This window comes from Microbispora sp. NPDC004025 (genome assembly GCF_053604425.1).
In genome coordinates this window covers 504,945-518,501 of record NZ_JBSGHN010000004.1, presented here as the reverse complement: position 1 = coordinate 518,501, position 13,557 = coordinate 504,945, and the positions used below count along the sequence as shown (strand labels likewise).

Genomic DNA, 13,557 nt, shown 5'->3' with positions numbered 1-13,557 from the left:
TGGACAGTTCTACCTGCCGAACACCCACAGGGGTATGGGCCGCCCGGCGGGAACGGAGATCGATACAAGAATGGATCTTCCGTTCCCGCCTTTTCCCTGGTCCCACGCCCGGCACGGGTGGCACGGTCCCCGGCCTTCGCGGCCGGGGGAGGGCGTCACTTGAGCTTGGTGCCCGCGGACTTGAGCTGCTGGCACGCCTCGACGATGCGCGCGGCCATGCCGGCCTCGGCCGACTTGCCGTACGCGCGCGGGTCGTAGGCCTTCTTGTTGCCGACCTCGCCGTCGATCTTCAGCACGCCGTCGTAGTTGCGGAAGATGTGGTCCACGATCGGGCGGGTGAAGGCGTACTGCGTGTCGGTGTCGATGTTCATCTTCACCACGCCGTACGAGATCGACTCGCGGATCTCCTCCAGGGTGGAGCCGGAGCCGCCGTGGAAGACCAGCGAGAACGGCTTCTCCTTGCCGTACTTGGCGCCGACGGCGTCCTGGATCTCCTTGAGCACGCTCGGGCGCAGCTTGACGTGGCCCGGCTTGTACACGCCGTGGACGTTGCCGAACGTGGCGGCCACGATGTAGCGGCCGCGCTCACCCAGGCCGAGGCTCTCGGCGACGGCCAGCGCGTCCTCCGGCGTCGTGTACAGCTTCTCGTTGATCTCGCCGACGATGCCGTCCTCCTCACCGCCGACGACGCCGATCTCGATCTCGAGGACGACCTTGGCGGCGGCGGTCTTGTCGAGCAGCTCGGAGGCGATCTGGAGGTTCTCGTCCAGCGGCACGGCGGAGCCGTCCCACATGTGCGACTGGAACAGCGGGTCCTGGCCGCGCGCGACGCGCTCGGCGGAGATCTCCAGCAGCGGGCGGACGAACGAGCCGAGCTTGTCCTTCGGGCAGTGGTCGGTGTGCAGCGCCACCGTCACCGGGTACTTCTCGGCGACCACGCGGGCGAACTCGGCGAACGCCACCGACCCGGTGACCATGTCCTTCACGGTGGTGCCGGAGAGGAACTCCGCGCCACCGGTCGACACCTGGATGATCCCGTCGCTTTCCGCCTCCGCGAAGCCGCGCAGCGCGGCGTGCAGGGTCTGCGACGAGGTCACGTTGATCGCCGGGTACGCGAAACCGCCCTCTTTGGCGCGGTCGAGCATCTCGGCGTAGACCTCTGGAGTCGCGATAGGCATGCGAAGTCATCTCCTTCTGACGGTATGCGGCGTGGCAAGTATCCCGAAGGCCGAGCCGATCGGGAAAGCCGGGGCGGTTCAGCGCGCCGGAAAGCCGCGGTCATTCCGCGATTCACGGTTTTCCACAGCTCTGCCGCTTCTCAGTCTCATCTCATCGGGGACAGGTAGGCTCGCCCCGTGGACGTGCTCTTGGACCTTATTGACCCGAAGTGGTGGCTGAGCATGCTCGGCGCCTTCGCGACGATCGGCGTCATCGCCATCGTATTCGCAGAGACGGGGCTGCTCGTCGGGTTCTTCCTGCCCGGTGACTCGCTGCTGGTGACCGCTGGAATTTTCAGCACCGCGGCCGCCGCACAGGGATTCGGGATCGCGCCCCTGTCACTGCCCGCCCTGCTGGTCGGCGCACCGCTGGCGGCGATCGCGGGGGCGCAACTGGGCCACTTCCTGGGGGCGAAGGTCGGCAGGAGGATGTTCGACAAGCCCGACTCCCGGCTCTTCAAGAGGGAGCACGTCGAGAAGGCGGAGTACTACTTCGAGAAGTTCGGCCCCGCCAAGGCCGTGGTCGCCGCGCGGTTCATGCCGATCGTCCGCACCTTCATGAACCCGGTGGCCGGCGTCCTGGAGATGGACGCGCGACGGTTCTTCGTCTGGAATGTCATCGGCGGCGTCGTCTGGGTCGAGGCGCTGCTGCTGCTCGGCTATTTCCTGGGCAGCAAGGTCGAGGGCATCGACAAGTTCATCCTTCCCGGCGTCTTCGTCATCGTCCTGTTGTCGATCATCCCGATCGTGCGCGAGGTGATGAAGAACCGCCGGGCGGCGGCCGCCGTTCCCAAGGGCCGCCACCACGCCGGCCGGTAACATCGCCCGTCGCAGGCGGGTGACCTGCGGGAAGTGCTAACGCACAAGAAGTGACCGACGAGTACTGAGATATGCCTCACAACCGCTACCCTCCCGATTGTGGGACGCCACAGGTCTGATCCCCTCGGTATAGCCAGGCTGGCGCTGGTCGGCCTGGCGGTCGTGCTGCTGCTCGCCGTCGTCGTGATCGGCGCGAGGGCGCTGCTGTCCACGCTCGGAGCGGAGGAGCCCGCGGCCGGCGCGTCCGCCACCCCGTCGGCGCAGCCCTCCACCGAGCCTTCCGCGGAGCCCTCCGCGCCCCGCGTGCCCACTGTGCGCGTGGTGTGCCAGGCCGACCGGTGCCCCGTGTTCGTCCGGGTGCCCGGGGGCGACGTGCTCATCGACCGGGACCTGGCCCGGGGCGAGCAGGCGTCCTACTTCCAGCCTGAGCTCGACGTCGTCCTCGACGACGCGAGCACGGTCCAGGTCTTCGAGAACGGAACCGTCAGGTCCCCCGGGCCGCCCGGCGAGCGGCAGGCGTTCAGTGTGAAGCGATCCCCAAATCAGTGAGGGAGTAGGCGGAGCGATACGGCACACCGGTGGCGGCCAGCGCCTCGTCGCCGCCCCGGTGCACGATCGTCGCGATGCCCACGACCTGGGCGCCGGCCTCGCGCAGCGCCTCCACCGCGGTGAGCACGGACCCGCCCGTCGTGGTCGTGTCCTCCACCGCCAGCACCCGGCGGCCGGCGACGTCGGGGCCCTCGATCCTGCGCTGCAGGCCGTGCGCCTTGCCCGCCTTGCGCACAACGAAGGCGTCGAGCGTGCGTCCGCGGGCCGCCGCGGCGTGCAGCATCGCCGTCGCCACGGGGTCGGCGCCCAGCGTGAGACCGCCGACCGCCTCGTAGCCCAGGTCCTCGGTCAGATCCAGCATCACGCGGCCCACGAGCGGCGCCGCCACCCCGTCGAGGGTGATGCGGCGCAGGTCGACGTACCAGTCGGCCTCCTTGCCGGAGGACAGCACGACCCGGCCGTGCACGATGCCCTTGTTCTTGATCTCGTCCAGCAGTCTCTCGCGGTCACTCATGAGGCTCAGCGTACGGCCGGTCGCGCCGTGCGGGCCGTACGGGTCCGGCGGCCGGACGCGGCGTGCGACGACTACCCAGAGTAAAGAGGTCTCAGCGGTTTAGCCAGGACATGGACTGCGGAATGTATCGCCGTGCAACTCATCGTAATCGCGAGGTCGCAATGCGTAGAGAAGTCCGGCATACCGACATGGAACTGCTCGAGGCCGTGCGGGGAGGCGACACGGCGGCCTTCGGAAGGCTCTACCGTCGGCACTCGGCCGCCGCGCGGTCGCTGGCGCGGCGGATCGCGCAGGGCGAGGACGCGGTGGAGGACCTCCTCGCCGAGACCTTCGCGAAGGTCCTGGAGGTGGTGCGGCGGGGCGACGGCCCCGCCTCCGCGTTCCGGCCCTATCTCCTCGCGTCGCTGCGCCGCTACGCCGCCACCGGAGTGGCCGACCTGGCCGACGGCGACTCCCTCTATGTGGATCCGGAACTCGCCGGGCTGGAGCGGTCGCCGCTCGCCCGGGCGTACCGCTCGTTGCCGGAGCGCTGGCGCGCGCTGCTGTGGCAGGTGGAGATCGAGGGCGGCAGGCCCGCCGACGCGGGCCCGCTGATCGGCCTGTCGGGCAGGGCCGCGGCCGACCTCACCCGGAGAGCCCGCCGGGGCCTGCGGGAGGCGTACGTGCGGCTGCATCTGGAGGACGGTCCCCGGGCCGAGTGCCGCCCGATCGTGTCGATGATCCTTCGCTATCTCGAGAGCGGGCTGCCCAAGGGGGAGGCCGCCGCGGTCGACGCGCACGTGGCCGAGTGCATCGACTGCCGGTCGGTCTTCCTCCAGCTGGTCGACCTCACGCAGGAGCTGCGGGCCGTAGTCGGGCAGCTGGTCGCCGGGCCGGCCGTGGACGACTACCTCGCCGACCTCGCCACCGCCACGCGCTCGCGGGCGTACGGCGGGGCGCGGGCTCGGCTGGAGACGGCCCGCGACCACATCGGGGTGGTGAAGAGCCGCGCGGGCCGCCGCATGAGGGGTGTCCTGCGGGCCGCGCGGGACCGGCCTGCGGGGCGGGCGCACGAGCTGCTCCGAGGGGCGTACGACCAGGCCCGGACGACGACTCGGCGCGCGTACACGAAGGCCGGCGCGCTGCCGAGGGCGGCATACGGCGGGGCACGGACGACGGCCCGGCGCGTGTGCGGGAAGGCGGGCGCGCTGCCGAGGGCGGCGTACGCCCGGGTGCGGGCGGCGCTGGCGCGGCTGTCCGCACTGGTGCGGAGCGTGCCGACGCCGCATCGGGCGGTGCTGGGAGGCATCGCCGTGGCCGGCCTCGCGACCGCCGCCTTTCTGCTCGTCGCGCAGCCGACGGAGATGCTGTCCGCGGGCGGCTACAGGGAACGTGCCTCGGACCGTCCGCGGCCCGCGGAGGGCGCCGCTTCTTCGCGGCCCGCCGCCGGTGACACGGGACCGGCGCGGATTCCGTTCCCGTACGACCGGCCGAGGCCGCACGCGTGGACGTCCGGGAGCGCTGACGGCCAGCCGGGCGCGGGCATCGCGCTCGGCATGCCCGAGAGCGCCGGCAGAGCCGCTCCGGATACCGATCGGCGGTCACCGCGCGAAGAGACCACGGGTACGCCGGCCGGTCGCGAACGCGCGGGTACGGACCACCCCGGCCGCGAGGGCGGTGGGCACACGACTGCCGGCGCGGGCGGCGGGGGACAGGCGGACCGGCGTCCGGCGAACGGCCGCCCGATGGGGGAGCCTGACGCGGTCACGGCCCTCCCGCGCCGCGAGCGGGGTTCCGACCACGCGGACGTTGCGCGGGGCCCGGTTCCCGAACGTCAGCGGGTGCGAAGGCAGATCTCCCGGCACCCCTATCAGGAACGTCCCGAGCAGGCCCGTGCCCAGGGCGGCACCCGCGCCGAGGCGCGGGGCGGCGCGGCGCGGGACGGCGCGCGGGCGGGAGCGCGGCTGGAGCCGGGCGCGACTCCTGACCGGCGCGAGGCACAGGCCCGCCAAGCCGCCACGGGACGCACCCCGCTCGCCCGGCCGGGCGGCTCGCAGAGTGGGGAGCGCGGCCGTGAGGCCGGTGGGCATGCCCGATCGACGGGCGCGGGCCGGAGCGACACCGGCGCCCATAAGGCCGCAGGCAGCCCGGGGAAGGCCAAGGAGACAGAGAGCGGGAGGAAAGCGAAGGAGGCAGAGAGCGGGGGGAAGGCGAAGGAGGCGGGGAGCCCGGGGAAGGCGAAGGGCGCGCTCGCCGTCGCCGTCGATCCGCTCGGCGCACTGCTGCGCGGCCAGCCCGGGCTCGTCGCCGTACGGCTGCTCAACGCGGGCGACGCCGCCACCGGTGACGTCACCGCGACGGTGACCCTGCCGACCGGTGTCCGCTACCTGGGCCAGGACGGGCGTGGCGGGCGGGGCCACGAGGCGAAGCCGGGCGCCCCCGGGCAGGACGGCGCGCGCCAGAACGACGCGATGCAGAACGACGCGATGCAGAACGACGCGGCGCGTGACAGCGCGGGTCAGGGGCGCGCGGCGGGTGGGGGCGCGGACCGCGCGCGGACGCGGAGCGGCGCGGGCGACGGCTGGTCGTGTGAGGAGTCGGGACGTCTGGTGCGGTGCGCCCGGGGACCGCTCGCCGCCGGCGAGGTCACGGCGATCTTCCTGAAGGTGGCGGTGGCCGCGGACGCGCCCACGGGACGGGTGTTCACGGTGCGGGTGCGGGCGGGGCGGCTGGAGAGCACCGCCGCGTCGACCGTGGGAGTGCGTGCCTCGGGCGCGGCGGCGCGCTTCGCCGCGGACGGCCGCATCGCCGCGCGAGTCGTCGGTAACGTGCTCGTGGGCTCCGCGGCGTCGTCCGGCCCCTGCGGAGCGGCCTCGGGCGGGCGTGGCCGGAACCCGGGCGTCAGCGTGCCGTTCGACCTCGACAGGGACCCCTCGACGGGCACGTCCAGTTGCGCCGACCTTCACCTGCCGGCCGGTGGCGAGGTGCTGTGGGCGGGCCTCTACTGGGCGGGCGGCGGCCGGGGGGCGGTGCCCGCGCAGGACATCCGGGTGCGCGCGCCGGGAAGGCCCGGATACGCGACCCTGCACGCCGCCGAGGTAGCCCGGCGGGACCTGCCGGGCGGCTCCGGTTATCAGGCGTTCGCCGACGTGACCCCTCTTGTCCGTGCGGTCGGCGGGGGCCGCTGGTGGGTCGCCGGCGCCCCGGCGCGTGCGGGTACGGTCCGGCACTCCGCCTGGGGCCTGGTGGTGATGACCACGGACGGGCGGCAGCCGTACACGCGGGCGGTGGTGCTGGACGCCGCGGCGGTGATCGGGAACGAGGAGAGGGCCCTGCGGCTCCCTCTCGACGGCCTCGCCCCGGACGGCGCGCCCGCGCGGATCGACCTGATGGTCTGGAACGGCGAGGGGGTCAGGGCGGGCGTCGTCACCATGGGGGATCGCGAGGAGCGGCGCCGTTCGGGCGTCCTGGGCCGCGCGGACGCCGGAGGCGTCGCGGTCGACACGCTCCACGCCCTCCTGGGACCCCGTCCCGCGCTGCGACTCGCCACCAGACGGGACCCCGTCTTCTTCGGCGTCGCGGTCGTGAGCGCCCGGACGTGGTCTTGACATCCCCTGACTGGGACGCCCGGCCGTCGCCGTCCGGCGTGTCCACGGACAAGCGGCTCATATCCGTCCGCGGGCAGCCGTGCGATAACAAATTGGTGGGAGGCGATACCTGGACAAACTGGTACGGTCGGCGTGAACGCTTCCGACCCCAGGGGTGTCGGCGTCCCGATCCTCCACCGGGCGGGCGAGGGCTGAATCGCCGGGAATCAGCCTCGCGGGAACACACGCTTGACTACCCTGAGAGGGCCACGTAGGAAGGGCGGTGTCGCGTGGATCGCTGCGCGCTGTTCGTTGACGCCGGCTACTTGCTGGCAGACGGCGCGATGGCCGTCCATGGGACCCGCCATCGCGAGGCCGTCTCCTGGGACTATCCGAGCCTGCTGCAGTTCCTGACGACCCTGTCAAGAGAGCGGACGGGCCTGCCGCTTCTGCGCTGCTACTGGTACGAGGCGACGGTCGAGGGCCGCCGTACGCCGGAGCACGACGTGCTGGCGGACATCCCCGGGCTCAAGCTCCGTCTCGGCCGCATCCGGCCGGGCCGCAGGGAAGGCGTGGACGCCCAGGTCCACCGTGACCTCATGACGCTGGCGCGCAACAACGCGGTCTGTGACGCGGTCGTGATCAGCGGCGACGAGGACCTCACCCAGGTGGTCAGCGACGCGCAGGACCTCGGCATCCGCGTGACCGTCATGCAGATCGCCACCGACGGCGCGTGGTCGGCGGCACGCACCCTGCGGCAGGAGTGCGACGACCTCATCGAGATCGGCAGCGGCCATCTGCGGCCGTTCGTCACGATGCTCACCGGGGCGGACCCGGGCCCCGGCGCCGGCAACGGGCAGTCCCACGGCAACGGCCTCGTCCCGCATGGCGGAAACGGCTCGCTGTCCAACGGGACGCATCTCAACGGTTCCCAGCAGAACGGGACCCAGCACAACGGGACGCAGCACAACGGGACACCGTCGCAGGGCAGCCACGCCGCCGGCCTCCACGGCGGGGCGGTGACGGGAGCGCACGGCATCCCGCCACAGGACCTGAGCGCTTCAGGAACGGGCTCGAACGCCACCCAACCGCACCCCACGGGAATGCACACGGGCACACCGGGCACGGGAAGCCACAGCGCCGGATCGCACGGCGTGGGCGGCCACGGAAGCGGCGCCCACGGCGCAGGCTTCCAGGGCGCCGGATCCCAGGACATCGGCTCCCAGGGCGCCGGATCTCAGGGCGCCGCAGCGCAGGGCATCGGCTCCCAGAACGCGGGCGCACACGGGACGGGCGCACACAGCGGCGGGCGGTCCTCCGCCGCCCACGCGCGCCCGGCTCTTCCGGCGCAGCCGTCCCCACCGGCCTACAACGGGTACTCGCCGGAGTCCCAGCAGCCGCCCGCCCCGCCGCGCCAGGCCCAGCCGCCCGTGAGCACACCGCTGCCGGCTCCCCCGGCGTCCCCCCCGCCGTCGCCGCCCTCGCAGGCCCAGCCGCCGTCGAGCAGCCCGCCGCCGAACAACCCGGTGCAGAGCCAGCAGTACGGCTCCGGCCACGCCGGCTACTCGCCCTCACAGCTGGGGCCGTACACGGGCCCGCAGCCCGCTCCGGTGCCCGTGCAGACCGGAGGCACCACGACGCTCGCCGAGGCGGTCAAGGCGGCGCACAAGGAGGGGCACGACTTCGGCGAGTCGGTCGCCCGTGACGCCCCCGCGCTGTGGCTGGAGGCCGTGCTCGCCCGCAAGCCCCGGATGCCGTCCGATCTCGAGGCCCGCCTCCTGCAGGGGTCCTCGCTGCCGATCGACTTCCTGCTGCACGACGAGGTCAGGCACGCCCTGCGCCGCGGCTTCTGGGACGCCCTCGAACGCGCCCGCCGCTGACCCGGCGGCCGTCCTCAGCGCGGCGGCCCGTGGCCCGACTCAGCCGAGGGCGTCGAAGCCGGCCCGCAGGTGGGCGACGCGTTCGCCGAGTTCGGCGACCGCGCCGTTGAGGGGCGCGTCGGCGGACTTGTCCGCCAGCTCGCGCACCCGCCGCAGCTCGTCCTCGACGGCGGTGACGCGGCCGGCCAGCTCGGCCAGCACGGAGGTGTGGTCGCCGCCGTCCGGCAACTCGTTCGACAGGCGCTCACGCAGCAGTGCCGCCTGCTCCGAGAGCCGCCGGTTCATCGTGTAGAGCTCCACGAACACGGCGACCTTGGCGCGCAGCACCCAGGGGTCGAACGGCTTGGTGAGGTAGTCCACCGCCCCGGCGGCGTACCCGCGGAAGGCGTAGTCGGGCGCGCTGTCGACCACGGTCAGGAAGATGATCGGGATGTTCCTGGTGCGCTCTCTCCGCTTGATGTGCGCGGCGGTCTCGAAGCCGTCCATGCCCGGCATGCGTACGTCGAGCAGGATGAGGGCGAAGTCGGTCGACAGGAGGGCTTTCAGCGCCTCCTCCCCGGACCGGGCCCGTATTGGCACGACGTCCAGCGAGCTGAGAATCGCCTCCAGGGCGATCAGGTTCTCCTCACGGTCGTCGACCAGCAGGACCCTGGCGCGGTCAGCCATCGATCACGTCTCCTGGGCGTCTCGGGACTCGGGGGCCGGCACGCCCCTCGTGCGTTCTGTGCCCCCGCTGCGGCCGCGCATGAGCCATCCGCGCAGCCGCTCGAGCAGCCGGTCGACGTCGACGGGCTTGGGCACGTAGTCGGACGCGCCGGACGCGATGCTCTTCTCGCGGTCGCCCCGCATGACCTTCGCCGTCAGCGCGATGATCGGCAGGTCGGCGAACTGCGGCATCGTGCGGATCGCCGAGGTCGTGGCCCAGCCGTCCATCTCGGGCATCATGATGTCCATCAGCACGAGCGCCACGTCCTCGTTGCGTTCGAGCTGCTCGATGCCCTCGCGGCCGTTCTCGGCGTACACGACGGTCGAGCCGTGCCGCTCCAGCACGCTGGTCAGCGCGAAGACGTTGCGGATGTCGTCGTCCACGATGAGGATCTTGGCCCCGGTCAGCGGGTCGTCCCCCTGCCAGTCGTGGCTGTCCACCAGCGGCGTGTACTGCGGGACCGGCAGGTCGGTCGGGAGCGGGATCTCCGGCAGGATGTCCCTGATGTGCAGGTCGGGCACCTCGTCCTCGCGGCCCTCCGGTTCGGTGGGCGTGGCGATCGCGCCCCCGTCGGGAGCGGCGAGCGGCCCCGAGTAGTTCGGGGGCAGGTACAGCGTGAACGTGCTGCCCTCCCCGGGGACGCTCTGGACATGGATCTCGCCGCCGAGCAGGCGGGCGATCTCCCGGCAGATCGACAGGCCGAGGCCGGTGCCGCCGTACTTGCGGCTGGTCGTGCCGTCGGCCTGGCGGAACTGCTCGAAGATGACCTCGAGCTTGTCCGGCGCGATGCCGATGCCGGTGTCCACGACCCGGAAGGCCAGCATGTCCTCCGGCGAGCCCTGCAGCTTCTCGTCTACGTAGGGGACGTCGGCGGGCGCGCGGGTCACCTCCAGCCTGACCTCGCCCTCGTGGGTGAACTTCACCGCGTTGGACAACAGGTTGCGCAGCACCTGCTGCAGCCGCTGCTCGTCGCTGCGCACCTCGTACGGCACGGAGGGATCGACCTGGACCGCGAACGACAGGCCCTTGTCCTGCGCGAGCGGGGCGAAGGTCGCCTCCATGTAGTCGACCAGCGCGGACAGCGACATCGCCTGCGGGTGGATGTCCATCCGGCCCGCCTCGACCTTGGACAGGTCGAGGATGTCGTTGATCAGCTGCAGCAGGGCCGAGCCGGCGTCGTGGATCGTGCGGGCGAACTCGACCTGCTGCGGCGTGAGGTTGCCCTCGGCGTTCTCCGTCAGCAGCTTGGCGAGCACGAGCAGGCTGTTGAGCGGGGTGCGCAGCTCGTGGGACATGTTCGCGAGGAACTCGGACTTGTAGCGCGAGGAGACCGCGAGCTGCTCGGCCCGTTCCTCCAGCGTCCGCCGGGCCTGCTCGATCTGGAAGTTCTGGATCTCGATGGCGCGGTTCTGCTTGGCCAGCAGCGCCGCCTTGTCCTCCAGCTCGGCGTTGGACCGGCGCAGCTCCTCCTGCTGGCGCTGGAGCTCGTCGGAGCGCTCCTGCAGCTCGATCGCGAGCCGCTGCGACTCGGTGAGCAGGTCCTCGGTCCGGGAGTTGGCCATGATCGTGTTGATCGTGACGCCGATGGTCTCGACGAGCTGGGTGAGGAACGCCAGGTGGACCTCGCTGAACTGCCGGAACGAGGCCATCTCGAGGACGCCGAGCACCTTGTTCTCGAAGAGGATCGGCAGCACGACGATCTGGGCCGGGTTCGACCGGCTGAGCCCGGTCTCGACCGTGATCGAGTCGACCGGGACGTTCTCCAGGATGATCTGCTTGGCCTCCAGCGCGGCCTGGCCGACGATGCCCTCGCCCAGGTCGAAGCTCGGCTTGGGAGTCGAGCCCGGCTGGATGCCGTACCCGGCGATGAGGTTGAGCCGGCCGTCGTCGTACAGGTAGCAGGCGCCGTGACTGGCCGAGACGAGCGGGGTGAGCTCGCTCATGATCAGCCGGGCGACCTCCATCAGGTCGCGGTGGCCCTGCATCAGGCGGGAGATCCTGGCCAGGTTGGACTTGAGCCAGTCCTGCTCCTGGTTGGTCTTGGTCGTCTCGCGCAGGGTGGCGACCATCGTGTTGATGTTGTCCTTGAGCTGGGCCAGCTCGCCCGGCGCCTCCACGGTGATCGACCGGGTGAGGTCGCCCCTGGCGACCGCGCTGGTCACCTCGGCGATCGCGCGCACCTGGGTGGTCAGGTTGCCGGCCAGTTCGTTCACGCTCTCGGTGAGCCGCTTCCAGGTGCCCTCGACGCCTTCGACTCGGGCCTGGCCGCCGAGCTGGCCCTCCGAGCCGACCTCGCGGGCGACGCGGGTCACCTCCGAGGCGAAGGACGACAGCTGGTCGACCATGGTGTTCATGGTGCTCTTGAGTTCGAGGATCTCGCCCTGGGCGTCGACGTCGATCTTGCGGGTCAGGTCGCCGTTGGCGACGGCGGTGGTCACCTGGGCGATGTTGCGCACCTGGTAGGTGAAGTTGCTCGCCATCGAGTTGACGTTGTCGGTGAGGTCCTTCCAGACGCCCGACACGCCGGGGACACGCGCCTGGCCGCCCAGGCGTCCCTCGGTGCCGACCTCGCGGGCGACGCGGGTCACCTCGTCGGCGAAGGCGGACAACTGGTCCACCATCGTGTTCATCGTGTCCTTGAGCTCCAGGATCTCGCCCTGGGCGTCCACGGTGATCTTCTTGGACAGGTTGCCCTGCGCCACGGCGGTCGAGACGACGGCGATCTGACGAATCTGCGACGTCAGGTTGTTGGCCATGAAGTTGACGTTGTCGGTGAGGTCCTTCCAGATGCCCGACACGCCGCGCACCTGTGCCTGGCCGCCCAGCCGTCCCTCGGTGCCGACCTCGCGGGCGACGCGGGTCACCTCGGAGGCGAAGGACGACAGCTGGTCGACCATGGTGTTCATGGTGCTCTTGAGCTCGAGCATCTCGCCCTGGGCGTCGACGTCGATCTTGCGGGTGAAGTCGCCGTTGGCGACGGCGGTGGTCACCTGGGCGATGTTGCGCACCTGGTAGGTCAGGTTGTTCGCCATCGAGTTGACGTTGTCGGTGAGGTCCTTCCAGACGCCCGACACGCCCTTGACCTCGGCACGGCCGCCCAGCTTGCCCTCGGTGCCGACCTCGCGGGCGACCCGGGTGACCTCGTCGGCGAACGCCGAGAGCTGGTCGACCATCGTGTTGAGGGTCTCCTTGAGCTCCAGGATCTCGCCCTGGGCGTCCACCGTGATCTTCCTGGACAGGTCGCCCTTGGCCACGGCGGTGGAGACGACGGCGATCTGCCGCACCTGCGAGGTCAGGTTGTTGGCCATGAAGTTGACGTTGTCGGTGAGGTCCTTCCAGACGCCCGACACGCCGCGCACCTGCGCCTGGCCGCCCAGCTTGCCCTCGGTGCCGACCTCGCGGGCGACCCGGGTGACCTCCTCGGCGAACGCCGAGAGCTGGTCGACCATCGTGTTGACGGTGTGCTTCAGCTCCAGCATCTCGCCGACGGCGTCGACGGTGACCTTGCGGCTCAGGTCGCCGCGGGCGACCCCGGTCGTCACCTCGGCGATGTCGCGGACCTGCGCGGAGACGCGGTCGGACATCGTGTTGACGGCCTCGGTGAGGTCGCGCCAGCTGCCCGACATGCCGCGCAGGTTGGCCCGGCCGCCCAGCTTGCCCTCGGTGCCGAGGTCGCGGGTGACCCGCGTCACCTCCGAGGTGAACAGCGAGAGCTGGTCGACCATGCCGTTGATGGCCTTGCCCAGCCGCCGTACCTCGCCCCGGGCCGCGCGGTCCACGTCGATCCGGCGGGACAGGTCGCCCTTCGCGACGGCGTCGATGACGTCGGCGGCGCCGCTGACCGGGGTCACGATGGCGTCGATGAGATCGTTGACCGAGCCCACGCTCTCCGCCCACGCGCCGACACCCGGCCCGGGGCTGAGCCGCTCGGTGAAACGGCCCTCCTTGACGATCTCTCGGCGGACCCGGGCCAGCTCGTTGGCCAGGTGCTCGCGCCGGTCCGCCACCTCGTTGAGCAGCAGCCGGATCTCGCTGAGGATTCCGGGCGGGGCGTGGGACACGCGCCGGCGGAAGTCGCCGTCCCGCCATGTGATGAGCGTCTCCAGGAAGGGGACGAGGTCGGATTCGCGGTAGACCCGTTCGGTCCCGGCCAGCTCGGCGTTGGCGGGCGACATTTAGCCTCCTTTACCCCGATCGGGGCTGACGCGACCAAGGCATACGGCCTCATACGGCCTGTCCAGCCGCGGACTCCATGCCAGTCTGTCACGTTCGGCGGGATGCGGGGCCCCCTTGCTTGACCCGAGGT

8 protein-coding genes are annotated in these 13,557 nt (G+C 71.6%); 4 read left to right on the top strand and 4 right to left on the bottom strand.

The window, feature by feature from the left end:
* Nucleotides 1-155: 155 nt before the first annotated feature.
* A complete protein-coding gene (gene fbaA, locus ACWEQG_RS14405) occupies nt 156-1,178 on the bottom strand; it encodes a class II fructose-bisphosphate aldolase (protein WP_363461972.1) in 1,023 nt (340 codons plus the stop codon).
* 177 nt (nt 1,179-1,355) lie between these two features.
* Between fbaA and ACWEQG_RS14400 the strand changes: the two genes are divergently transcribed.
* Nucleotides 1,356-2,036, top strand: coding sequence for a DedA family protein (locus ACWEQG_RS14400; RefSeq protein WP_363461970.1), 681 nt, complete (start codon nt 1,356-1,358; stop codon nt 2,034-2,036).
* 99 nt (nt 2,037-2,135) lie between these two features.
* Nucleotides 2,136-2,585 (top strand): hypothetical protein, encoded by a 450-nt coding sequence (locus ACWEQG_RS14395; RefSeq protein WP_452284753.1) that lies wholly within the window; start codon nt 2,136-2,138, stop codon nt 2,583-2,585.
* On the opposite strand, the gene ACWEQG_RS14390 is transcribed toward ACWEQG_RS14395, so the two are convergent.
* Entirely contained in the window at nt 2,557-3,099 is a 543-nt protein-coding gene (locus tag ACWEQG_RS14390) for an orotate phosphoribosyltransferase (RefSeq protein ID WP_169985627.1), read from the bottom strand. The genes ACWEQG_RS14395 and ACWEQG_RS14390 overlap by 29 nt on opposite strands.
* 188 nt (nt 3,100-3,287) lie before the next feature.
* Between ACWEQG_RS14390 and ACWEQG_RS14385 the strand changes: the two genes are divergently transcribed.
* A complete protein-coding gene (locus tag ACWEQG_RS14385; RefSeq protein ID WP_452284751.1) occupies nt 3,288-6,686 on the top strand; it encodes a sigma factor in 3,399 nt (1,132 codons plus the stop codon).
* 269 nt (nt 6,687-6,955) lie between these two features.
* Nucleotides 6,956-8,545, top strand: coding sequence for an NYN domain-containing protein (locus tag ACWEQG_RS14380; RefSeq protein WP_452284749.1), 1,590 nt, complete (start codon nt 6,956-6,958; stop codon nt 8,543-8,545).
* A gap of 39 nt (nt 8,546-8,584) precedes the next feature.
* On the opposite strand, the gene ACWEQG_RS14375 is transcribed toward ACWEQG_RS14380, so the two are convergent.
* Entirely contained in the window at nt 8,585-9,211 is a 627-nt protein-coding gene (locus ACWEQG_RS14375; protein WP_452284747.1) for a response regulator, read from the bottom strand.
* Between the two features lie 3 nt (nt 9,212-9,214).
* Nucleotides 9,215-13,426 (bottom strand): HAMP domain-containing protein, encoded by a 4,212-nt coding sequence (locus tag ACWEQG_RS14370; RefSeq protein WP_452284745.1) that lies wholly within the window; start codon nt 13,424-13,426, stop codon nt 9,215-9,217.
* Nucleotides 13,427-13,557 lie beyond the last annotated feature (131 nt).